A 21,248-nucleotide genomic window follows, 5' to 3' on the forward strand; every position below is an offset into this window, starting at 1 on the left:
CGGCTTCATTGGATAATACTCTGAAAATCTGGGACACCGAGACAGGCCGGGAACTGAAAACTCTCACGGGTCATAGTAACGCGGTACTAGCAGTGGCGATCGCACCAGGCGGCAAGACAGCGATTTCGGCTTCATTGGATAATACTCTGAAAATCTGGGACACCGAGACAGGCCGGGAACTGAAAACTCTCACGGGTCATAGTGACTGTGTAAATGCAGTGGCGATCGCACCCGACGGAAAAACAGCGATTTCTACTTCCTTGGATAATACCCTGAAAATTTGGGACACCGAGACAGGCCGGGAACTGAAAACTCTCACGGGTCATAGTGGCGCGGTATTTGCAGTGGCGATCGCACCCGACGGAAAAACAGCGATTTCTACTTCCTTGGATAATACCCTGAAAATTTGGGACACCGAAACAGGCCGGGAACTGAAAACTCTCACGGGTCATAGAGGCGCGGTATTTGCAGTGGCGATCGCACCCGACGGAAAAACAGCGATTTCTACTTCCTTGGATAATACCCTGAAAATTTGGGACACCGAAACAGGCCGGGAACTGAAAACTCTCACGGGTCATAGTAATAGGGTAAATGCAGTCACGATCGCACCCAACGGCCTGATAGCGATTTCGGCTTCAATGGATAACACCCTAAAAGTCTGGGATATACTTAGTGGCAATGAGGTTGCTAGTTTCAGCGGAGATGGTGCGTTTATGTGTTGTGCGATCGCCCCTGATGGAGTGACAGTTGTAGCGGGCGATCGATCGGGCCGGGTGCATTTCCTGCGATTGGAGGGAGTTAAACAGTTGACAGTTGACAGTTGACAGTTGACAGTTGACAGTTGACAGCGAGGTTTTTGCCCGCATCTGTGGGTTGTAGGGAAGTATTTCGGAAAAAACCCGGTTTTTGTGGATGGGCGATCGGGTTTTTTGTGGATGGGCGATCGCATTTGATTTGTTAGTCCGTTAGTTAGTCCGCGCCAAGGGCTAGTTGGTTCGTCGCCGACAAGTCCAACCGGGGTTGAAACCCCTGTCTCATAGCGAAAGTCCTCTGAAGAGGACTGAAGAGTTAGTTGATGTGTATTGGTTTTAGGTGAATTTTCAGTCGGTTTCAACCGACTTTAGCTATGAGACGGGGGTTTCAACCCCCGGCGGACTGTGCCACAAAGCAGACAAATTTTCGGTCGGTTTCAGGGCGATCGGGTTTTTGGATTGATGGGCGATCGGGTTTTTGTGGGTGGGCGATCGAATTTTTAGAAGTGCGATCAACTTTTATGATTAAGAGATAGTATTTGGATCGATTGGCACAATTCCTTCGCTAGCGTAGCGAGTAAAATCCTTAACATTTAGCGTCAAAATGTGTAATACACCGTTTGCTTTCATAATAGCCACAAGACGAGCATCATGTACTTGAACCCCCGAAACTCTGTAGGTAACAACCAACCTGCGCCATTCGGAGTAAGTTAAATGCGAGTCGGGAAACAAAGGAAAAAGACGCTCGATCCGGCGTAACTTGAGCTCGGCATCAGCAGGAGTCAACCCAAAGCCATTTTCTCGATCGGGCGAGTAACAACGTTCCAAAATTCAACGCAGTTTTGTGAGGCTACTTGCAATTTATATCCATCCTGTCGCAATTTTTTTACAGCATTGCGGATTACAGGATATAAAGGATGAGAGCGATCGGAAAACCGCAGCAGAATATTCGTATCTACAAGGCATAACATTGCTAAGGATGCTCCTCGTAGATACCTTCACGACTTATGGCAAAATCTGATAGCACTGGCACATTATTTCCCAGACTTTGAATAAAATCATCAGCCAATTCATCTAAAAGTATCTCAAAATCGCGATCGCTGATTTCTGCATCAGAATCACTTACCTTTGATGACTGACCAGGCGCTGATTGCCAAGTTAGGAAATCAACAAAATTAAGAACTACTTCTAGCTGCGGTTTGCCTAAATAACGCAGCTTATCTACAATGCTTTCAATTACAGCTTCCATACATTTATAGTTGAGCTTTAATTGTGATTTATTTCAGGCAATCATAGCAAAAATATCAAATTTTGTCAAATTTGCCAAACTGCGAGAGGATGGGAAGGGCGATGGCTTACGCCCCGCTACGCTACGACATTTTGGGGTAGGGAAACGGCACTGCCGTGTCCTCTTTTTCCGTTATGATGTTGTGCGAAAGTTCCATAAATTAATGATAGATAAGATCGATCGACCTTACACAACAGTAATACTCGCGATCAGTGCCGATGGTAAGATTGCAGATAAAGTGCGATCGCCCGCCAGATTCGGTTCAGCCAACGACAAAGCCCACCTCGAACAACAAGTCGCAGCAAACGATGCCGTTTTGTTCGGCAACGGCACTTTACAAGCTTATGGAACGACGATGCGAGTGATTTCGCCGGAATTGCTCAAACAGCGGGAACTCGCAGGAAAGCCCCCACAACCCGTGCAAATCGTGTGTTCGCGATCGCGCCAATTTGACCCAAACTTGCGATTTTTCCAGCAACTGGTGCCGCGATGGCTGCTGACTGGGCAAGATGCGGACACGGTGAATGACTGTAAGTTCGATCGCACTATCCATGCTAAAACAACCGATAGAGAAATTGATTGGATTGATGCGTTTCAACAGCTAGAAACTCTCGGTATCAAACATTTGGCAATTTTGGGCGGTGGGAAACTGGTAGCATCTGTGCTCGCTGCGGGCTTGGTTGACGAACTTTGGCTGACGGTGTGCCCGTTAATTTTGGGCGGAGTGGATGCGCCAACTCCGGTTGAGGGAAAGGGTTTTTTGGCGGATGTGGCTCCGAAATTAGAGCTTTTGGCGGTTAAACAGGTGGGACAAGAGGTGTTTTTGCATTATAGAGTTGGGGCGGGCTAGAAGCCCACCCCACATCTTGTGTGGCACAGGCATCTTGCCTGTGGCGGGCTAGAAGCCCACCCCACAACAGAAGTGGCACAGGCATCTTGCCTGTGGCCAATAATTACACAAGCAGGAGAGATTGTATTAACTTAAATGAAGTTCGATCGCTCTACGCACAAATCTCCCTATGCTGCAACAGCCAAAAACTCAACAATATTCTGTAGCCTGGATTAGCAAAATAGGCGAAATCCCGCAAGCGTCGTGGGATGCCTTGGCGATGCCCCTAAAAACTCCTTTTATGGAATGGGATTGGCTAAACAATCTCGAAATCTCCGGTAGCGCGACAGGTAAAAACGGTTGGCTACCACATCACTTGACAGTCTGGCGAGACAAACAGTTGATTGCTTGCGCGCCGCTTTATGTCAAAAGCCACAGCTACGGCGAATTTGTATTTGACAATCAGTGGGCCGATTTAGCTCAGCGTTTGGGTGTACAATATTATCCGAAGTTGATGGGAATGACACCGTTTACTCCCGCTGAAGGCTATCGGTTTTTGATTGCGCCGGGGGAAGATGAGGATGAGTTAACAGGAATAATGGTAAGCGCGATCGACCATTTTTGCGATCGCCACAATATCTCCGGTTGCAATTTCCTGTATGTCGATCCAGCATGGCGCGAAAGAATGGAACGCCACGGTTTCAGCACTTGGATGCACCATAGCTATATTTGGCAAAATCAAGGCTATCAAAATTTTGACGGTTATTTAAGCGCTTTTAATGCTAACCAGCGCCGCAATATCAAACGCGAACGCAAAGCAGTCGATCAAGCTGGTTTGTTGATAAAAACGCTGACGGGCGATGAAATTCCCCAAGCCATGTTTGCTCAAATGTATGCTTTTTATGAGAATACTTGCGACAAATTTGGTTGGTGGGGCAGCAAGTATCTGACTAAGCGATTTTTTGAACAGTTGCACCACAATTATCGCGATCGCGTTTTGTTTGTCGCCGCCTACGATAAGGAAGATGACAGACAGCCTGTGGGTATGTCTTTTTGTTTGTATAAGGGCGATCGACTTTACGGGCGTTATTGGGGCAGTTTGCAGGAAATTGACTGCTTACACTTCGATGCTTGTTATTATACCCCGATCGAATGGGCGATCGATCGGGGCATCCAAACCTTCGATCCCGGCGCGGGCGGGCGGCACAAAAAACGGCGCGGCTTTCCAGCTACGCCAAATTATAGTTTGCACCGATTTTATAACAACCGTCTGGCGCAAATTCTCAAGTCTTATATCGGTCAAATCAACGAAAGAGAACAGGAAGAAATTGATGCAGTCAACGAGGATTTACCTTTTACAAAGTTACCTCCGTTGTTACTCGGCGATTGACGGTTGACTGGGAATTTGGAATTAGAAATTGGGAATTAGTAACAGCCCATCAGTGTCAACATAATACTAAAACCCTGTGTATATCTCGTTTGTATCGAAGTTTCGATCCCCTTAAATCCCCCTTAAGAAGGGGGACTTTGAATGCTCTTCGCCGTCTATTAATAGGAGTTAGAAAGGACGTAAGAATACTCTTTTCCTCCCCTTATTAAGGGGGGGTTAGGGGGGATCGAAACTCAACTATAAACGATATTTATTATGGATTTTAGTCTTAAGTTGACACGAATGGTAACAGTCAACAGTCAACCGTCAACCGTCAACCGTCAACAGTCAACCGTCAACCGTGAACCAATTAACCTAATTCAAAATTACCTTGCCATCTTCCTGAATTTCCAACGATTTTGTATCGGTGCCCAACTCAGTCGTCGCGCCGAAACTGACTTGCAACATTCCCGGCATCGCGGTTGCTTGGGGGCGAACCAGCAGCAATCCGCCGTCTGGGCGCTGATAAGTGAGGGTGATTGGCACTTTGAGGGTTTGAAGCAAAATTTCCGATTGTTCGCCCAGAGTGCGCTGCGGGGTGACGCCTACGATTTGATAATTGATGACAGCATTGGTGGTATTCACCAGTTTAATTACTATCATGCCTTCAGCAGGCGTAACTCGCGCACTGGGCATTGGGAAGCGGGGAGGCGCGTCTGTGGGTGTAGAGGGCATCTCACTGGGGCCCGGACTCGCAGCCGGAGTTGGTTGGCTGACGGGTTCTTCAGTTGTTGCGGGAGTTTCTGCGGGCTGGGAAACGGGTTTTCCTTGTTGGGGCGGGGGGCCGCCGGCTTGGGAAAGTGTTGCGAGACTAACGAGTAAACCTCCGCAGGTGGCGGCTAGCAAGCTGATTTTTTTTAACGGTAGATTGTGGCGAAACATAAATAACTCCTCACAAGTTCGATCGAGGTTTTCCAACAACGTTTATGTTAATCTATGGCGGAAATGAATTTTAATCGCTGGGTTTGGGCGCGAGGTAGGAAGAATAAGGGTTTGAGGGGTAGATTTTTTTTAACCGCAGAGGGCGCAGAGGGCGCAGAGGAAGAGAGGAAGAGGGGAAGTTTTAGAGGCGAGATGCTTCTGATTTGTGGGCGGGGAGGGTGACGGTAACGGCGGTACCTCGATCGACTTGGCTGTCAATGCGGATTTGGCCGCGGTGATTTTCGACAATTGCTTTGGCGATGGCTAATCCTAAACCGGAACCGGCGGCGCTGCGGTGGGTGCGGGCGGGATCTGCGCGGTAGAATCGATCGAATAAATGCGGCAGGGCTTCTGCGGAAATTCCGATGCCGGTGTCTGTTACTTTTATTTGCAGTGCTGGATTTAACATCGCCGAATTTCTTTTGTTTTTAGCTGCAAGCTGCAATTCTACTTGAATTTGACCGCCAGAGGGCGTGTACTGCACGGCGTTGCTGACGAGATTGGTAAAAAGTCGGGCTAGTTGATCCCAGTCGCCTAACAGTGTAAAGTTGTCCTCAGCGTTGGGCAGATCGACAATTTCCAAAGAAAGAGAGAGATTTTGGGTAGTGGCGATCGCCTGTTGTTCTTCAATTACCTCCATCAGCAAAGCATCAAGAGGAACCTCAATCCACTGCTGCTGCAGGATACCGCTGTCTTGTCTGGCTAAAAACAGCAAATCGTCAACCAACCGCCCCAAACGGCGCGTCAGGCGTTCGATTACCTGTAGCTGTTGGTGTTGCTGCGGTTCGATATCCGGTTCCGCCAAAGCTACTTGTACGTTAGTTTGAATAGTGGCGATCGGATTTCTGAGTTCGTGGGAAGCATCAGCGGTAAACTGTTTGAGACGCCCATAAGACTCCCGTATCGGCGCCATCGCCAATCCTGACAGCAACCAGCCAATAGCCGCCACGCCAATTAAAGTTAAACCAGTCCCCAAAATCAAATCAAAAATTAATTGGCGGATCGGTTTTGTCACTTCAAACCAAGGATGGCTGACTCGCAAATATCCCAAAACCTGGCGGCCGATTTCCACTCGCTGCGTGACTTGTCTGAGGGAATAGTTTTGCTCTGAGTGCAACTTATTATTAATTATCCAAACTGTTTCGCCAGTACGGTTAGCGTGAATGGGAATATTCAGTGGTTCCGATAAAGTAGACCACAGCAATTCACCCGTAGGACTGAACCATTCTAAATCAATGTGGTCGTCTTCTACGGCATCGGTGCTATCTCGAAAACTCGCTTGAATATTAACTTGCAATTTAATTTTATCTGTGGTATTAGGAAAAGTTAGCGGTTCGATAACCAGAGTTCGCTCTATTACTTCGACAACGTGATGGAGGGTGTCGTCAATGCGATCGATCAAAGTATTGCGGACGTAGAAATAGAAACCCGTGGCGAATACAAGTAACAACACGGCGGTAACGGCTGTGTACCAAATAGCAAGGCGGCGGCGGGTAGCTTGAAACATATTGCGAAAAAATCAGGAATCACCAATAGAATATTAAATAAAATCTGAAGTAATATCGCCGGCTCATATCTTGAGATTCATCTGCGTTCATCAGCGTATATCTGCCTTAATCAGCGGTTCCTCTTTCCATTATTAATACTTCAGACAGATGTCGAGGTAGCTGCCAGCCTGGTAATCTACTAGCTAAACTTTTTAGGTAAAAGCCTGTGAATAAATTTTTATTTCGAGCCGCGATCGGGCTATTAATGGCATTTTTTGGGGCAATTACCTATTTTACAAACGATGTACAAAATCCGGTAACTGGAGAGAGACAGCGGGTGCAGCTTTCTCCCCGCCAAGAGGTAGTTTTGGGATTGCAGGCGCGAGATCAAATGGCCGCCAAGCACGGGGGGCTTTATCCCAGCCAGAGTATTCAGCAGTATGTCGATCAAGTAGGGGCACGAGTTGTCAACGGTTCGGCGGCAAAACAAGCAGGTTATCCGTTTGAATTCCACCTGCTGCGAGACGCCCAAACTGTCAATGCTTTTGCTTTACCGGGGGGACAAGTTTTCATTACTGCGGGGCTGCTGCGGCGACTGAATTCCGAGGCTCAGTTGGCTGCTATACTCGGGCACGAAAGCGGTCACGTTGTGGCGCGCCACGGTGCGGAACACTTGGCAAAACAGCAGTTGGGCAGATCTTTGGTAACGGCGGTTGGGGTGGCTACTAGCGACGATCGCGGGGGTGGCCAGCAGGCAGCATTAATTGCTCAAGCTGTCAATCAAGTTGTCGGTTTGCGGTACGGTAGATCGGATGAACTTGAGAGCGATCAGCTCGGTTTTCGGTTTATGACGGAAGCGGGTTACGATCCTCAAGGTATTGTGGAAGTAATGGAGATTCTCGGTTCTGCTAGGAAGGGCGGGGGATCGCCGGAGTTTTTGAGCTCTCACCCGAACCCTGGAAATCGAGTTGAAAAGTTGCAAGCTTTAATCGCGCAAAATTACCCTAACGGCGTTCCACCTAATTTGGTGTCGGGACGCGAAGAGTTTGCTAAGAATGTGTCGGGCGGTTAGCGATAATTGCACCGCGCTTTACAAAAGTTATTGCTAAAGACTGATGGAAGTTCGGCTGTAAGTTGGGACGATCGACTTAATGAGCGATCGAGCAATTGAAAAGTTTAGAACCATGATTGAATCTGGGATGATTATCGGCGGCGTGACTTTTTCCGTCGCCTTCGGCACTTTGTTGTTTAAACTCCGCGATATTAACTGGGCAGTCAAACTTCAAAGACCGGATTGGATGTTTTTTGAGCCGGCTATTCCGTTAATTTGGACGGTGATTTTTGCTTGCGGGGCCGGCAGCGCTGCTGTCGTTTGGGAACAAGAGCCAGGGAGCATTAAAACTTGGCTGCTGATGGCCTTGTACTTGCTTTTAGAAATTGTAACAGTTGCTTATATTCCTGCTACTCTCAGAGCGAAAAGTCTCAAAGTAGGGACGATTTTGGGAGGGGTTGGGGAGATTTTGGGAGTTGTGCTGACCTTGGCTGTTTTGCCGATCTCTCAAACCGCAGCTTTGTTACTTTTGCCTTACGCGATTTGGGGTGCGATCGGTACTTATACTACTTGGGAAATGATTAATTTAAACCCAGAAGCTGCCTAAAGATTAGGTGTGCAATCCGCACCCTACTAACGCACCGCTTCGTTAAAAAAAAACATTGTTAATATAGAAATCCTAAATCATTTGCATAATTATTGTAGGGGCAATCCCCCCGTGGTTGCCCGATAGATAGGGGTAGGCACGGGGAGTAGGGGTCGCACTACCCCTACAAATTTATCTGAATCATTTAGGATTGCTATAGTAGCAACTCCGTGCTACCGGGTTAACCGACCGTTCGAGTGAGGAAATCCGCTTAACAGTGTGTGCAGAGTTGATGAGAAAATAGATGAATAAAACTCCCTTAAATCAAAGGATGACTGTTATCAATGGCAATTAAAGACCAGCCCCAACCACCTCGTTTTCGACAAATTAGCAATATTTTGTTATTGCTCTCAAGTTTGTTTCTGCTGGCAAACATCTTTTTACCTAATTTGTTCGGGCCACAAATTCCGCAAGTGCCTTACAGCTTGTTCGTCCATCAAGTCCAAGAACAAGATGTGGTGAGAGCTTCGGTGGGTCAAAATGAAATTCGCTACCAACTCAAAGGCGAAGGCGACAAACCCGGTCAAGTGCTGTCAACTACGCCGATTTTTGACCTGGATCTGCCTAAACTTTTGCAAGAAAAAGGCGTTGAATTTGCGGCAACTCCCCCTTCTAAAAATGGCTGGATCGGCAGTGTTTTGAGCTGGGTGGTTCCGCCGCTGATTTTTGTGGCAATTTTTCAATTTTTCATGAACCGGGGCGGTGGTGGGCCACAGGGTGCGCTGTCGATCGGCAAAAGCAAAGCTAAGGTCTATGTAGAAGGCGAATCGGCGAAAATTACTTTTGCTGATGTGGCTGGAGTAGAAGAGGCTAAAACAGAATTAGTCGAAGTTGTTGAATTCCTGAAAACTCCTGACAGATTTACGGCAATCGGTGCGAGAATTCCGAAAGGCGTGCTGTTAGTCGGGCCTCCGGGAACTGGCAAAACGCTGTTAGCAAAAGCAGTGGCTGGTGAAGCTGGCGTGCCGTTTTTTAGCATCTCTGGTTCGGAGTTTGTGGAACTGTTTGTAGGTGTTGGTTCTGCAAGAGTTAGAGATTTATTTGAGCAGGCTAAGAAGCAGGCTCCTTGTATTATTTTCATTGATGAATTGGACGCGATCGGCAAATCTCGTAGCAGTAACGCTAGCTTCGGTGGGAATGATGAACGCGAACAAACTCTCAATCAATTATTAACTGAAATGGACGGTTTTGCGGCGGGCAATACTACGGTAATTGTGCTGGCTGCAACTAACCGCCCGGAAAGCTTGGATGCTGCTTTGTTGCGCCCTGGTCGTTTCGATCGCCAAGTTTTAGTCGATCGCCCCGATTTATCTGGTCGCGAAGAAATTTTGAACATTCACTCTCAAAAAGTGAAGTTGGGCCCGGATATTGACTTGAAGGCCGTCGCCACTCGTACCCCCGGTTTTTCGGGCGCAGATTTGGCAAATTTGGTCAATGAAGCTGCCTTGCTAGCGGCGCGTAACAAGCGCCTCGCTGTGGCACAGGAAGACTTTTTAGAGGCATTTGAGCGCGTTGTGGCGGGCTTGGAAAAGAAGAGCCGGGTGCTCAATGAAAAAGAGAAAAAGATTGTGGCTTACCACGAAGTCGGACACGCGATGGTTGGGGCTGTGATGACTGGCGGCGGCGAAGTGGCGAAAATCTCGATCGTCCCGCGCGGTATGGCTGCATTGGGTTACACGTTGCAGGTTCCGACGGAAGACCGTTTCTTGTTAGATGAGTCGGAGTTGCGCGGTCAGATTGCAACTTTGCTGGGCGGGCGATCGGCTGAGGAAGTGGTGTTTGGTAGCATTACTACTGGCGCTTCCAACGACTTGCAAAGGGCGACGGATTTAGCTGAACGGATGGTGACAACTTACGGGATGAGTAAGGTTTTGGGGCCTCTTGCTTACGATCGGAGTCAACAATCGTTCCTCGGCGATGGTATGGGAAATGCCCGCCGTGCGGTGAGTGCCCAAACTGCTGAGGCGATCGACCAAGAAGTCAAAGAAATTGTCGAAACTGCACACCAACAAGCCTTAGATATTCTCAAGGAAAATCGAGAATTGTTAGAAACAATTACGACACAACTGTTAGAAACAGAGGTAATTGAAGGTGAAAAACTTCACGATTTTCTCACTCAAGTCAAGCCTGTAGATAAGGTTTCGGCGGTTGTTTAAAATGGTTTAATTTAACCGCAGATGAACGCAGATGATTTATACTCATCTGCGTTTTTCGATATTTTTTAGCTAGTCAATTGTCAAGATGAAGTTTTCGGGGCAGGTGCTCCGCGCAACATTCCTTCTGTACTGAGATCTTCATCGATTTCTTCCCAGTGAATGCCATAGCCTCCTCCACATAATTCCCATTTTGCCCTTTGATCGGGAGTTGCATTAAACAATCTGGGATACCAAATTAAAGGGACGATAATGGTTCGTCCATCCATTAAATCAACACTAATTGTTTCTTCGGTAAAATGAATGTGCTTAACTCTCTCGTCCGCTCGAATCGCCAAAATACCCATACCAAGCCTCCAATAGTGTTTGTTGATTTTCTTGTACTACTGACTGTATTTTCCGAAGTTCTTTAGCGCTAAAACCAAGGTTGTTTGCTAAACTGATTGGCTCCAACCAAAATTTAACCGATGATTTGTCTCGGTCAATGTGAACATGAGGTGGTTCATTCGGTTCATGGCTGTAAAAGTAAAGTCGGTAAGGGCCTACTCGTAAAATAGTTGGCATAATTTCAGGTTATACAACATTTCTATGCGAATATCTGTAAGTTTTGTATTCTATGATAGCACAGGGCGATTTTATATTTTGGTTACAACCCTTTGATATACTGCCTCAATACAGGTGGGAGAGTGTAAAGACTTTCCTGTTTTTCTATAAAGCAGCGCCGTGATAAAGATTGGAGCGCGTTGAGTAAATCTGATGAGGATATTTGTCCTTTTTCTAGCAATTTTGCTAGGTTGACTGACTGGTTTTCCCTAGCCAACAAAGACATAACTTGTTTTTCTAGTTCGGAAGTGCGATCGTACTGCTGCTGTAAAACATCTTTCAAATCTTGCGGCAACAATATGGTATCATCTAGTAATAATTGTGTCACGCCGATTCCCAACTCTTGAATCAGATTCGCCACACTTTTTAACCATAACGGGTTGCCTTCATAGCGATGAATGAGTGCTTCACTGTTGTCAATTTCTTCTAACCCACAATCTCTCAGGATTTCCCGTCCGGCTGCGATGTCTAAACCTTTGAGTTGTAAGCTACGAATGGGAGTATTTTGGTTTTTAAATTGAGTCACTTCTCTCGGTTGTTCCCAACCGATTAGCAAAAAACAACTTTGATGGGATAATTTTTCTATCTGTTTGAATAAAGAGCGATATTCTTCATACTCTGGTTTATACTTTCCTGCCAATTCCCCGCTACAGAAAAGGTTGTGAACGTCATCCAAGACTATTAAACAGCGATGGTTTTGCAAATATTTAATTAGCGGTAAGCGTTTCGGGTTGGTTGGGGATGAATCTTGTTTTTCTGGATTGGAAAAAAACTGTATTAGTTTATGTTCAAATTCATCTAGGGTGTGCGATGCGTCTATGCTGCACCAAATAACGTACTCAAACTCCTCTTTAATTTGTTGTACCAGTTGTACTGCTAGGGTTGTTTTGCCGATGCCGCTGATGCCGGTGAGGGCTATGAGGCGGCTGTTTTGTTGTAGAATCGAGGTTGTGAGGGTTTGGAGTTCGTGGGTGCGATCGAAGAAATCACCCAACTCCGGCATTTCGCTTAAATCTTGATGCGAGGTTTGAGGTTGTTTTGGGTTAGATGTTTCCTGACTTGGTGGGTTTGAGTTTGGGATATTTGAGAGGTGTCTAGGGTCTCCACAGATGTTAACGCTGTTAATTTGCACTGATTCTTCTTGTGCAACATTTGAATATATTGAAACTTCCAACCTCTCCATTGCGGAGCGAAAATTCGATTTACTAACTTTTTCCCCCAACTCTTGTGAAAGGCTTTGCCATAATTCCATTCCTACCTCTCTAACACGAGCCTCAGAGAGGTTAACGTCCTTGGCAATCTCGTTGTAATCCTCATCTTGCCATGTCCCGCGCAGGATTTTCTCTTGTAAGTCATTGAGATGCTTACCTGTTTTAGCAAACACCATATCGTCTGCGAGTTTTACCATTTCCTTAAGGTTCATAGAGTCGGGTCAATGTCAGGGTTGGTTGTATTGTACCCAACATTTCCCAACATTTCCCAACATTTCCCAACATTTTTTATAAAGGGCGAGTTGAACTAGCATACAAAAGTCCCAACAAAATTGAGCATTTTGGGCTAGACAAAGCTTTGATTTATAAAGAAAATGAAATAAGTATTAAAGCGTAAATTTAGGAATTAAGCGGTTGTCGTTTTATACGTTGTAATGCTACATTATAACGCAGTTACTACGGTTTGATTAGAAAGTTATGGTCCTTCATCGCTACTGTAAGTCCTATGTCGTCAAAGCGTTATTATATTTTGATAGGATTAATGTCACTTTTGTTAATTGGGCTGGGTGGATGTTTTGACCCTGCCAATCAAAATCAGACGGTGGTAGTAAATCTGATAAGAGATATACCTGATACTTTTGAAGAAGAGTATTTAGTGAGATTTGATAAGGGATGGGGTGAGTATTACAAGCTAGAAGAAGGCCAGGAGAGCTTTTTATTGATTGGTGCAAGTATCGAAATTCCTGAAAAAGATCAAAATAAACTGTTAGCTCAACTTCAAGACACTCAGGCAAATCTACAAGATATTATCGCATCCAATCCTTTTTATGATACTAAATCTCAGGTATATGCGCTTAAAGTAAAACTTAAGGTACAAGCTACGCAAGAAAGTATAAACCAATCTTTTAGTAGTGATATAAAAGTCATTTTTCCAGCAGTAACAGCAGCACGAAATCGCTTAGGTGCTAAAGAACCTTCTTCAACACCCGAGATTTCTTTTTCTCTCAAGCACCATACTAAATACAGTGACTATGGGCTTGGGAGACTGTTTCCAGATATCATTTCCTTGTTTAATAAACGTAAGATTTTTGTTACAGTCCTCGCAGTATTCTTTGTCAGTCTGCTGATCTCATCATGGAACGAGCGTAAAGAAGCTATTGTGCAGGTTATATGGTGGCTTTTGGCATTCATTTTCTTCCCGTTGGCTCTTTTTATTATATTTCCTACATTGAGAAATGTATTCTGGATTGTGAGTGGTTTATGGGGTGGTTAACATTTGTCTATTTATCTTCACGAGGGAAGAGATGATATTATAAGTTAAGTTGAAACAAGGAAACATAACCTATTTTTCCACTTACAATCTTATCCATTTCAACCATTTAAAAGTGCGCTGATTGCACGTAGGGCGATCGCCCCTACCTATCGAATTAGTCGCTCCCTACAGTTACAATGATAAACATACAAAAACCCGGCTGCTTCAAAACACCGGGTTTCTAAATATTGTTGCTGCATTTTCGAGCGCTCAAACTCCGTTTATGTAAGCCATAACTGGAGTACCTTGCTGCTGCTGCGCGATTTCCAAAAGGCGTTGAATGCGCTCCTCTGTCGGCGGGTGAGTGCGGAAAAGTGACTGCAAACCTTTAGTCGAAAAAGGATTCACAATCAGCAGCGGCGACATCGCAGGATTGCCGTGCATGGGAATTTCATGACCCATTTTCTCCAATTTCTGCAGCGCGTTTGCTAAACCGATGGGATTATTGGTAATTTCCACCGCACCGCTGTCTGCTGCAAATTCCCTGGTTCTAGAAATCGCCAATTGAATTACGGTTGCTGATAGCGGCGCTAAGATGATTAAAAACAGCAAACCAAAAGGATTCGGGCCTTGTCTGCTGTCCCGCGTCACCGGGCCGTAAAGCGCTCCAAATGTCAGAATTCGCCCGACAAATGTAATCGCGCCGGCGATCGTCCCTGCAACTGCTTGAGTCAGAGTGTCGCGGTTGCGGATATGCGTCAGTTCGTGCGCTAATACCCCTTCCAATTCTTCGCGGGAAAGCAGTTTGATGATGCCTTCAGTAACTGCTATTGTCGCGTGTTCCGGGTCTCTTCCCGTGGCGAAGGCGTTCGGAGATTGAGTGGGAACTAGAAATATTTTCGGTACTGGAATTTGGGCTTTTTCACTCAGCGATGCTACCATATCGTAGATTTCTGGTGCTTCGCTGCGGGCGATCGGGCGAGCGCGGTAAGCCATCAAAGCTGCCGTATCGGAATAGTACCAAGAGCTAAAACTGGTGAAGGCGGCTAATGCTAAACCGATGTAAAGTCCTTGCTCGTTGCCGATTAAATAATAGCTTCCTAAAACTAGAAGGCCGCTCAGAAGCCCTAATAGAGCTGCTGTTCTGATGTGATTTGTTCCTTGCATGGCGGGTTGGGGCGATCGCGAATTTTGGTATTTTTGAGCTTGTTATTAGATTTTCATATTTTCGGGCGATCGCGCCTCTATCTGCCGAAATAACTGCTGCCGCCAATAGTAGTATTTCACCTTTTCTGTGAGAAACTGGGAATCCATCGGGAGGCTCTCTCAGGCTGCTCTCAAGAGGCGACACAGCCACAGCTTATGACATTTCCAGCCAGAACCTGGAAACGAGATTAAAAACAAAATAAACGCAGACAATCTTACATTCATCTGCGTTTGTCTGCGTTTATCTGCGGTTGAATTCTCCAACCCTAAACCGCTTGCACTTGCTTTTCCTCAACAGCAACAGGTTCTTGATATACAGTTTGAGACTCATTAGCCAAAAAGTCAGCCAATTGTTCTTCGATTTCATCCCGCACAATCTGGCGGTATTCCAGGAAATGCTCGTTGTGAGCACACACTGTTAAATAGTGATCCCAAACCGCAGGATTGCGTTTGATAATGCTGAACAAATGATGCCAGAATTTCCACCGAGTTGAACGCTTGACTCCTTGTCGCCAAACTACAGTTAGCAGTGCTCGCAAGTCTATCCAACTGGGGATTCTTGATGGTATATCTGCTGTAGGTGCACCTAACATCAAGAAGTGGCGATAGGTGCGGTCTAAGTATTTCTCAGCATCGTACACATCAGAAAATGCTTGGACATATTCCCTCGCGATATCTTCTAGCGGCCGCGTGGGAATGAAGTTCATCAAAGTTGTCTGATTCAGGTTGCCGGATTTGTCGCGCAATCTGCCTTCTTTTGCTAGTCTGTGGGACAATGCAGTATGAGGCAAAGCTTGCAACATTCCAAAGGTTGTGCTCGGAATTGCTGCTGCTTCGGCGAAGTCTACAATGCGTTGGCCTGCGCCTGCTTTTTCGCCGTCGAATCCGATGATGAATCCCGCCATTACTCGCAAACCGGATTTGGCAATCAATTCTACTGATTCAATCAGAGAGTTGCGGGTGTTTTGGAATTTCTTGGTCATTTGTAGGCTTTCTTCGTCGGGGGTTTCAATTCCCAGAAATACTGCATTGAAATGACACTTCACCATCATATCCATCAATTCTTGGTCTTGGGCTAAATCTATGGATGCTTCTGTGTTGAAGTTGAAGGGGAATTTGTGTTCTATTTGCCAAACTTCTAAGTCTTTTAGTAATAGTTTGACACTGCGTTTGTTGCCGATGAAGTTGTCATCTACCATGAACACGCCGCGCCGCCAACCTAGGTTGTAGAGACAGTCTAGTTCTGCAATCAATTGTTGGGGGTTTTTGGTGCGGGGTTTGCGACCGTAGAGGACGATGATATCGCAAAATTCGCACTGGAAGGGACAACCTCGCGAAAATTGAATTGACATCGAATCGTAGCAGTCTAATTCCAGCAAGTCGAAGCGCGGAACCGGGGTTGTGGTAACATCGGGTTTTACGCCGTCCGATCGATACATTCCACTTTTTTCGCCCCGCAGTACCGCTTCGACGAACATCGGCAAGGTGATTTCGCCTTCGTCGAGAATCAGGTAATCTATGCCCGCTGCTTGAGGTTCTTCGGGTACGGAAGTCGGGTAAGGGCCGCCGCAAGCTACGGATTTACCGCGCCGTTTTGCTTCGCGGATGATGTCTAGCAAATCTTCTTTTTGGACAATCATTGCGGAGAGAATAACGAGCTCTGCCCATTCCCATTCTGCTTCGGTGATTTGTCTGATATTGCGATCGACTAACTTAAATTCCCATTCTTGGGGTAAAATAGCTGCTACTGTTACCAAACCCAGCGGTGGCAGCAGAACTTTACGATCAACTAATTCTAGGATTTTCTCGTAAGACCAAAATGTTTTCGGGAACAGGGGATAAACTAGGAGAACTCGCATATTATGTTAAACCTCACATCAGTAAACAACTTGCGATCGGGCTGGCGTGTTTGAGAGTTCGATCGATTCTCAAGACTTAATGTTAATGCTAAAATTACGATCTTGCACTCGATCGACTATCTGGCGAGGGGTGACACCCCCTAAGACAAATAGAATGAGCGCAATTTTTAGCTGGCAGTTCCCTGTTAAAGTTTGCAAATGCTGATATCTTATCGTATTTGACCGTTAATTAACGGTAATCGCTTAAAAAGTGTAGGAATCAGGCAAAAAAGAATTTGAAACAGTAGAGTTGAATAGGATAAATAATTAGGGACGATGCTCAAAGCCCATCCCACAAGAAAGATTGTGGGATGGGCTTTGAGCATCGTCCGATTATTGGTGCGGAGTGTAGGCGCTACTTTACATTTTTATCGGGAATCCCGCTAGTTCTTAACATATCGTCCACTGTGCCGCAGTAACTCGGCATTCCTATGCTTTCGGGATTCACAAGATTTTGATAGGTAAAATGACGGTAGCTGATGCAAAATCTATCCCAAGCAGCCACCTGAATTCGGAACAGCCAAATAAAGAAATCGGCTAGCCAAGGTGACAGAGTAATCCGAAAAAATATCTTTTTATTCAAATACTGGCAAGCTTGTTCTACCACTTCGTTAGCTGTAATCGCCGGATTTCCTAGCACAAAATGTCGCGGTTCCTCGGAAGCTGGCGGATGTTCAACCAAATAATTAACTACTGTGGCAATGTCTGCGCCGTGGATAAAGTGAAAACTGCCATCTGCCTTAAACCAACGAATCAAACCAATCCATTTGGTGACAAGGGGCAGGCCCGATGACAAGTGAGAGACTGGTTTTTCTGCGTCTCCTCCCAATACTAAAGTCGGGTAAAGTGCGGTAATCGGAGGCACATTTGTCAAAGCTGACAAATGCACCATGCAGTTGTATTTTGAGCTAATATAATCTGTCCCCAGTTCCCCGGCTTCTTTCAGCAAATTGTTGTCTCGACCGAGAATGCTGGCCGTTGAAAAATAAATTACTTGCTGGCAAGTCTGTGGCGAAAGTAGTTGAATTAGGCGGAGAGTTTTGGTTACGTTAACATCAAAAACTTCTTGAGTTCCTCCCCAAGCAGTGGCAGCTAAAATTGCTACATTCATTGTTTGCAGGAGTTCGGCGTGTTGATCGATATCTCGCATATCGCCCTGTATGATATTGATGTCGGGACGGGCTTTCCAGTCAAATTTTAATTTTTCGGGGTTGCGAACTAATAAGTAAAGTTCGTGGTTTGTCTCTTGAATCAAAGTTTCGGCCATGTAGTGACCGATACAGCCACTTGCACCCGTCACAAAAATTTTTTTGGAGTTCATTTTGCCGCAGGGGAAGATGGGAGGAATGAGGGGTTTTCACTTGATGCTGAGGCCTGATCCCCCCTAACCTTCCTTAAGAAGGGGGGGACAAGAGTCTGATCAAAGTTCCCATTCTTAAGCGGGTGATAAGATTCTTCTCAAAGTCCCCCTTCTTAAGGGGGATTTAGGGGGATCAAGCCTTGGCTATAAACGAGAGTTTTACTCGTTACCAGTTAATCGCAATCAAATCGCAATTTAAGCAGCAACTGCAAGCAATTTGTCCGCTTGTTTTGCCGTTTCAAAGAAGAAACGCACGTTGTCTTCGGGGGTTCCCGGTAATACGCCGTGTCCTAAATTGAGGATGTGTCCGCGATTGCCCGCTTTGCGAATTGTATCAAGAATTCGATCGCGAATAAACGCTTGAGAACCAAATAATACGCCGGGATCGAGATTTCCTTGAACGTTCATGTTGGGGCCCAAACGTTGGCGTGCGTCGGCCATATCAACCGTCCAATCGACGCTGATGATATCCGCGCCGGATTTTGTCATCCGTTCGAGGAGGCCGCCACTACCGCTGACTAAGAGAATTAGCGGGGTGTCGGGATGGGTTTTTTTGACTTGCTCAAATACCTGTTTTTGGTATGGTAAAGCGAAGGTTTCGTAGTCCTGCGGGGACATTTGGCCGGCCCAGGAGTCAAACATTTGCACTACTTGCGCGCCACAGTCGATTTGGTAGCGCATATAAACTGCGATCGCATCGGCGAATTTCGACAGCAACTGATGCAGTAAAGTTGGATCGGAAAATGCCATGTTTTTGATGATGGCATAATATTTAGAACCTTTACCCTCTACGGCATAGGCCGCCAGCGTCCAAGGCGCGCCCACAAAACCGAGCACGGTGGATTTGTTGCCGACTTCCGCGCGCAGGGATTGGAGGATTGTTTTGATAAACGGCAAGCTTTCTTCGGGATTCAGCGGTTGCAGGTTGTCGATTTGCTGCTGAGTGCGGATGGGTTCGTGGATAATCGGGCCTTTGCCTTCGGCGATGTCCATCTCGATGCCCAAACCGGGCATGGGTGTGACAATATCGGAAAACAGAATTACGCCGTCGGGTTGAAACGCGCGCCACGGCTGAAGGGAAACTTCGATGGCGACTTCGGGAATTTCGGAACGTTCGCGAAAGGAGGGATACTTTTCTCGCAAATCTCGATAAGCCTTCATGTAGCGACCGGCTTGGCGCATCATCCACACGGGCGGGCGTTCTAGAGTTTCGCCGCGGGCTGCCCGCAACAGTAAGGGAACTTCATTTAATGCCGACATTTTAACTTTTCTCTACCTTAGATATTTCAATGCCTTTGGTAGCTTACCATTGTCCGATCGTCCTTTTCGATCGAAAATTCATCGGCGCGCAGGGAGTATTTCTGTCATTGCGAGGAACGAAGCAATCCCAGCATCTGTTTTGAATCGATTCTGCCTCCTAGACTGAGGAAACAATCGCCGGATCTCGATTTTGGGGAGTGGGGATTTAGTTGGTTGCGAGGCTGGCGGTAAAATAGCTGAAAGGACATTTTTGTGTCGCGAGCCTCGCAGCATTGCTGGATAAGGGTTTCAGGGATTTTCTTGGAGCGAGCACAGGTTTGAAATCCAAGAAAAAGATCTAACCGTCGCGATCGGCATCTGGACACTTTGCGCTGTATGGGGTGTAAGATGGAGGAGTCCCCACTCGCTGGGGAAACTAATTGAATGGAAACTAATTTCTTCATAGTAATCCTTTAATAACTCTTGAGTAACAGTCCCCACTCGCTGGGGAAACTAATTGAATGGAAACATTTTATGTGACTTTTGCTCCCAGTATTCCCCATATTCCCCCTGTACTGTCCCCACTCGCTGGGGAAACTAATTGAATGGAAACATCTTCACTAACTCCGATCTAGCCTGGTTGATTAGATGGTGTCCCCACTCGCTGGGGAAACTAATTGAATGGAAACTTGAGATAGGCATTAAACAACAACATTTTGACTCCCCACTCGCTGGGGAAACTAATTGAATGGAAACATCTCTATCTTTCTCACAAGAGTCACTATACTCACTAACTAAGTCCCCACTCGCTGGGGAAACTAATTGGATGGACAAATAATGGCAACATTAGCTCAGTATCTATACTCAATTTCATATTCAGATAAACCCCAAGATGAAGAAACTGAACATTTTAAAGAGTTTAGAGATAATCTCTTAAAAATGCCAGATATGTCTGTTGAGAAACTAGATTCAGAGATTTCAATTGAATCCAAAGTATCTAGACATAAAGAAGTAGTTACAACTCCTGGAACCGTCTATAGGAGGTCACACTCTCTTATCCGTAAAAAACTAAAAGAGGGAACAAAACTGTCCAATATTGTACGTTTTTTGTTGGCTGAGGTATATAAACATTCTCAAGACTTAGGGGAAATAACCGACGAAGAATTAGTCTCTGAGTGGAAAGCTAAAATTGACCCACTTGTGAAAACTCTATCAGTGCAAGATAGGTTTAATACTCTTTTGGGTATTTTTACTAAGATACTTACTTTACCAGAGAAAGGTAAAACTATGCAAAACTATCTGGGAGCCAACGATGAAAAATCAGAAGTAGAGATTGAAGACGAAACAGACGAATTAGATGAAAATACTTTTAGAAAACCTAACTACTATCGATTTTCTAAGTTCTAGAAGGCAGAGTAGTATTGTAGGGTGCGTCAGCCCGCAGCGTTTCCCTTGCCTAGTAAGCGATCGAGCTGACGCACCCTACAGGCCTCGTTAGTGGTTTAAATGCGTAACAGCTTAGCAGTTCCAAAAACGCGGTAAAGTCAGATGCTTCATAACACTTTAGCCAATCCCGCTTCATACTCTGCATCAACTTCATCAAGTAGCGTATCTAACAGCCCATCCTCCAAATCGTCTTCAATTTGCCGATCCCAGACTTGTTGGCGATACTCTATCAGCCAAGCAGTTAGTTCGGATAGTTCCTTAACTGACAAGTTCATAATTGCTGTTTCAAGTTCTTTAACACTCATAGATTTTGCCACATCATTAATATTATTAATATACCAATAATCCTGAACGCATGGGTAGTCAGCAACCGGGTTTTTGCGAAAATACTTCGATAGTCGCGGTGTTTGGGGCGGGTTTTTGAGATGTTGCTTTGACTCATTGATGGTTTGTAAAACCCGCCCCAACGAAACAAAC

Annotated in this window: 21 protein-coding genes and 1 pseudogene; 8 read left to right on the forward strand and 14 right to left on the reverse strand. The window is 45.8% G+C overall.

Going from position 1 to position 21,248, the window contains the following annotated elements; translation table 11 throughout:
* Positions 1–824: pseudogene (locus QUA44_RS02450) on the forward strand (WD40 repeat domain-containing protein); the annotation flags it as partial.
* A 300-nt stretch (positions 825–1,124) separates the two neighbouring features.
* On the opposite strand, the gene QUA44_RS02455 reads toward QUA44_RS02450, so the two are convergent.
* The 4 genes from QUA44_RS02455 to QUA44_RS02470 are packed head-to-tail and all read right to left on the reverse strand — an operon-like array spanning position 1,125 to position 2,001.
* The gene (locus tag QUA44_RS02455; RefSeq protein WP_333247968.1) at positions 1,125–1,268 is read right to left on the reverse strand and encodes a hypothetical protein; all 144 of its coding nucleotides are present in this window, start codon (positions 1,266–1,268) and stop codon (positions 1,125–1,127) included.
* A 9-nt stretch (positions 1,269–1,277) separates the two neighbouring features.
* Entirely contained in the window at positions 1,278–1,580 is a 303-nt protein-coding gene (locus QUA44_RS02460; protein ID WP_333247970.1) for a hypothetical protein, read from the reverse strand.
* Positions 1,535–1,723, reverse strand: coding sequence for a hypothetical protein (locus QUA44_RS02465; protein WP_333247972.1), 189 nt, complete (start codon positions 1,721–1,723; stop codon positions 1,535–1,537). Before QUA44_RS02465 ends, QUA44_RS02460 begins: the two co-directional genes overlap by 46 nt.
* Before the next feature lie 2 nt (positions 1,724–1,725).
* Complete coding sequence (locus QUA44_RS02470) at positions 1,726–2,001, reverse strand: hypothetical protein (protein ID WP_106146644.1); 276 nt, start codon at positions 1,999–2,001, stop codon at positions 1,726–1,728.
* A gap of 202 nt (positions 2,002–2,203) precedes the next feature.
* Between QUA44_RS02470 and QUA44_RS02475 the strand changes: the two genes are divergently transcribed.
* Both QUA44_RS02475 and QUA44_RS02480 read left to right on the forward strand, forming a co-directional pair.
* Entirely contained in the window at positions 2,204–2,890 is a 687-nt protein-coding gene (locus QUA44_RS02475; RefSeq protein WP_333247975.1) for a RibD family protein, read from the forward strand.
* A 169-nt stretch (positions 2,891–3,059) separates the two neighbouring features.
* Positions 3,060–4,259 carry a GNAT family N-acetyltransferase gene (locus QUA44_RS02480; RefSeq protein ID WP_333247977.1) on the forward strand — a complete coding sequence of 400 codons (1,200 nt, stop codon included), beginning with the start codon at positions 3,060–3,062 and terminating at the stop codon, positions 4,257–4,259.
* A gap of 354 nt (positions 4,260–4,613) precedes the next feature.
* Here the strand turns inward: QUA44_RS02480 and QUA44_RS02485 are convergent, their stop codons facing one another.
* Together QUA44_RS02485 and QUA44_RS02490 are read right to left on the reverse strand one after the other, a co-directional pair.
* On the reverse strand, positions 4,614–5,180 hold the full coding sequence (locus QUA44_RS02485; RefSeq protein ID WP_333247979.1) for a hypothetical protein: 567 nt from the start codon (positions 5,178–5,180) through the stop codon (positions 4,614–4,616).
* A 181-nt stretch (positions 5,181–5,361) separates the two neighbouring features.
* Complete coding sequence (locus QUA44_RS02490) at positions 5,362–6,726, reverse strand: ATP-binding protein (RefSeq protein ID WP_333247981.1); 1,365 nt, start codon at positions 6,724–6,726, stop codon at positions 5,362–5,364.
* Between the two features lie 206 nt (positions 6,727–6,932).
* On the opposite strand from QUA44_RS02490, the gene QUA44_RS02495 reads away from it, so the two are divergent.
* The 3 genes from QUA44_RS02495 to ftsH4 all read left to right on the forward strand — a co-directional run bounded on the left by QUA44_RS02495 (position 6,933) and on the right by ftsH4 (position 10,559).
* Entirely contained in the window at positions 6,933–7,778 is an 846-nt protein-coding gene (locus tag QUA44_RS02495; protein ID WP_333247983.1) for a M48 family metalloprotease, read from the forward strand.
* A gap of 79 nt (positions 7,779–7,857) precedes the next feature.
* On the forward strand, positions 7,858–8,364 hold the full coding sequence (locus tag QUA44_RS02500; RefSeq protein WP_445243624.1) for a TspO/MBR family protein: 507 nt from the start codon (positions 7,858–7,860) through the stop codon (positions 8,362–8,364).
* A 323-nt stretch (positions 8,365–8,687) separates the two neighbouring features.
* A complete protein-coding gene (ftsH4, locus tag QUA44_RS02505) occupies positions 8,688–10,559 on the forward strand; it encodes an ATP-dependent zinc metalloprotease FtsH4 (protein ID WP_333247985.1) in 1,872 nt (623 codons plus the stop codon).
* 80 nt (positions 10,560–10,639) lie between these two features.
* Here the strand turns inward: ftsH4 and QUA44_RS02510 are convergent, their stop codons facing one another.
* From QUA44_RS02510 to QUA44_RS02520, 3 genes are all read right to left on the reverse strand, one after another.
* Positions 10,640–10,903, reverse strand: a complete 264-nt coding sequence (locus QUA44_RS02510) for a DUF2442 domain-containing protein (RefSeq protein ID WP_333247987.1) — start codon at positions 10,901–10,903, stop codon at positions 10,640–10,642.
* On the reverse strand, positions 10,866–11,120 hold the full coding sequence (locus QUA44_RS02515; protein WP_333247989.1) for a DUF4160 domain-containing protein: 255 nt from the start codon (positions 11,118–11,120) through the stop codon (positions 10,866–10,868). Before QUA44_RS02515 ends, QUA44_RS02510 begins: the two co-directional genes overlap by 38 nt.
* 82 nt (positions 11,121–11,202) lie before the next feature.
* A complete protein-coding gene (locus QUA44_RS02520) occupies positions 11,203–12,582 on the reverse strand; it encodes an NB-ARC domain-containing protein (RefSeq protein WP_333247991.1) in 1,380 nt (459 codons plus the stop codon).
* A gap of 293 nt (positions 12,583–12,875) precedes the next feature.
* On the opposite strand from QUA44_RS02520, the gene QUA44_RS02525 reads away from it, so the two are divergent.
* Positions 12,876–13,643 (forward strand): hypothetical protein, encoded by a 768-nt coding sequence (locus QUA44_RS02525; protein WP_333247993.1) that lies wholly within the window; start codon positions 12,876–12,878, stop codon positions 13,641–13,643.
* 249 nt (positions 13,644–13,892) lie between these two features.
* Here the strand turns inward: QUA44_RS02525 and QUA44_RS02530 are convergent, their stop codons facing one another.
* The 4 genes from QUA44_RS02530 to hemE all read right to left on the reverse strand — a co-directional run bounded on the left by QUA44_RS02530 (position 13,893) and on the right by hemE (position 19,346).
* Positions 13,893–14,789 (reverse strand): M48 family metalloprotease, encoded by an 897-nt coding sequence (locus QUA44_RS02530; RefSeq protein ID WP_333247994.1) that lies wholly within the window; start codon positions 14,787–14,789, stop codon positions 13,893–13,895.
* Positions 14,790–15,094: 305 nt separating this feature from the next.
* Complete coding sequence (locus QUA44_RS02535; protein WP_333247996.1) at positions 15,095–16,687, reverse strand: B12-binding domain-containing radical SAM protein; 1,593 nt, start codon at positions 16,685–16,687, stop codon at positions 15,095–15,097.
* A 394-nt stretch (positions 16,688–17,081) separates the two neighbouring features.
* Complete coding sequence (locus tag QUA44_RS02540) at positions 17,082–18,047, reverse strand: NAD(P)-dependent oxidoreductase (RefSeq protein ID WP_333247998.1); 966 nt, start codon at positions 18,045–18,047, stop codon at positions 17,082–17,084.
* Positions 18,048–18,281: 234 nt separating this feature from the next.
* Positions 18,282–19,346 carry a uroporphyrinogen decarboxylase gene (hemE, locus tag QUA44_RS02545; protein WP_333248000.1) on the reverse strand — a complete coding sequence of 355 codons (1,065 nt, stop codon included), beginning with the start codon at positions 19,344–19,346 and terminating at the stop codon, positions 18,282–18,284.
* Between the two features lie 801 nt (positions 19,347–20,147).
* On the opposite strand from hemE, the gene QUA44_RS02550 reads away from it, so the two are divergent.
* A complete protein-coding gene (locus QUA44_RS02550) occupies positions 20,148–20,732 on the forward strand; it encodes a hypothetical protein (RefSeq protein ID WP_445243725.1) in 585 nt (194 codons plus the stop codon).
* 146 nt (positions 20,733–20,878) lie between these two features.
* Here the strand turns inward: QUA44_RS02550 and QUA44_RS02555 are convergent, their stop codons facing one another.
* Complete coding sequence (locus QUA44_RS02555; protein WP_333248002.1) at positions 20,879–21,076, reverse strand: hypothetical protein; 198 nt, start codon at positions 21,074–21,076, stop codon at positions 20,879–20,881.
* Positions 21,077–21,248 lie beyond the last annotated feature (172 nt).

Origin of the sequence: Microcoleus sp. N9_A2, from assembly GCF_036701775.1 — a bacterium.
In the GTDB taxonomy this organism is placed as follows: Bacteria; Cyanobacteriota; Cyanobacteriia; order Cyanobacteriales; family Microcoleaceae; genus Microcoleus.

What these genes read in the sequence shown, in the direction of transcription:
- QUA44_RS02465 (WP_333247972.1), bottom strand. Translation starts at nt 1,723, where the DNA reads ATGTTATGCCTTGTAGATACGAATATTCTGCTGCGGTTTTCCGATCGC.
- QUA44_RS02470 (WP_106146644.1), bottom strand. Translation starts at nt 2,001, where the DNA reads ATGGAAGCTGTAATTGAAAGCATTGTAGATAAGCTGCGTTATTTAGGC.
- QUA44_RS02475 (WP_333247975.1), top strand. Translation starts at nt 2,204, where the DNA reads ATGATAGATAAGATCGATCGACCTTACACAACAGTAATACTCGCGATC.
- QUA44_RS02480 (WP_333247977.1), top strand. Translation starts at nt 3,060, where the DNA reads ATGCTGCAACAGCCAAAAACTCAACAATATTCTGTAGCCTGGATTAGC.
- QUA44_RS02485 (WP_333247979.1), bottom strand. Translation starts at nt 5,180, where the DNA reads ATGTTTCGCCACAATCTACCGTTAAAAAAAATCAGCTTGCTAGCCGCC.
- QUA44_RS02490 (WP_333247981.1), bottom strand. Translation starts at nt 6,726, where the DNA reads ATGTTTCAAGCTACCCGCCGCCGCCTTGCTATTTGGTACACAGCCGTT.
- QUA44_RS02500 (WP_445243624.1), top strand. Translation starts at nt 7,858, where the DNA reads ATGAGCGATCGAGCAATTGAAAAGTTTAGAACCATGATTGAATCTGGG.
- ftsH4 (WP_333247985.1), top strand. Translation starts at nt 8,688, where the DNA reads ATGGCAATTAAAGACCAGCCCCAACCACCTCGTTTTCGACAAATTAGC.
- QUA44_RS02510 (WP_333247987.1), bottom strand. Translation starts at nt 10,903, where the DNA reads ATGGGTATTTTGGCGATTCGAGCGGACGAGAGAGTTAAGCACATTCAT.
- QUA44_RS02515 (WP_333247989.1), bottom strand. Translation starts at nt 11,120, where the DNA reads ATGCCAACTATTTTACGAGTAGGCCCTTACCGACTTTACTTTTACAGC.
- QUA44_RS02520 (WP_333247991.1), bottom strand. Translation starts at nt 12,582, where the DNA reads ATGAACCTTAAGGAAATGGTAAAACTCGCAGACGATATGGTGTTTGCT.
- QUA44_RS02525 (WP_333247993.1), top strand. Translation starts at nt 12,876, where the DNA reads ATGTCGTCAAAGCGTTATTATATTTTGATAGGATTAATGTCACTTTTG.
- QUA44_RS02530 (WP_333247994.1), bottom strand. Translation starts at nt 14,789, where the DNA reads ATGCAAGGAACAAATCACATCAGAACAGCAGCTCTATTAGGGCTTCTG.
- QUA44_RS02535 (WP_333247996.1), bottom strand. Translation starts at nt 16,687, where the DNA reads ATGCGAGTTCTCCTAGTTTATCCCCTGTTCCCGAAAACATTTTGGTCT.
- QUA44_RS02540 (WP_333247998.1), bottom strand. Translation starts at nt 18,047, where the DNA reads ATGAACTCCAAAAAAATTTTTGTGACGGGTGCAAGTGGCTGTATCGGT.
- hemE (WP_333248000.1), bottom strand. Translation starts at nt 19,346, where the DNA reads ATGTCGGCATTAAATGAAGTTCCCTTACTGTTGCGGGCAGCCCGCGGC.
- QUA44_RS02555 (WP_333248002.1), bottom strand. Translation starts at nt 21,076, where the DNA reads ATGAGTGTTAAAGAACTTGAAACAGCAATTATGAACTTGTCAGTTAAG.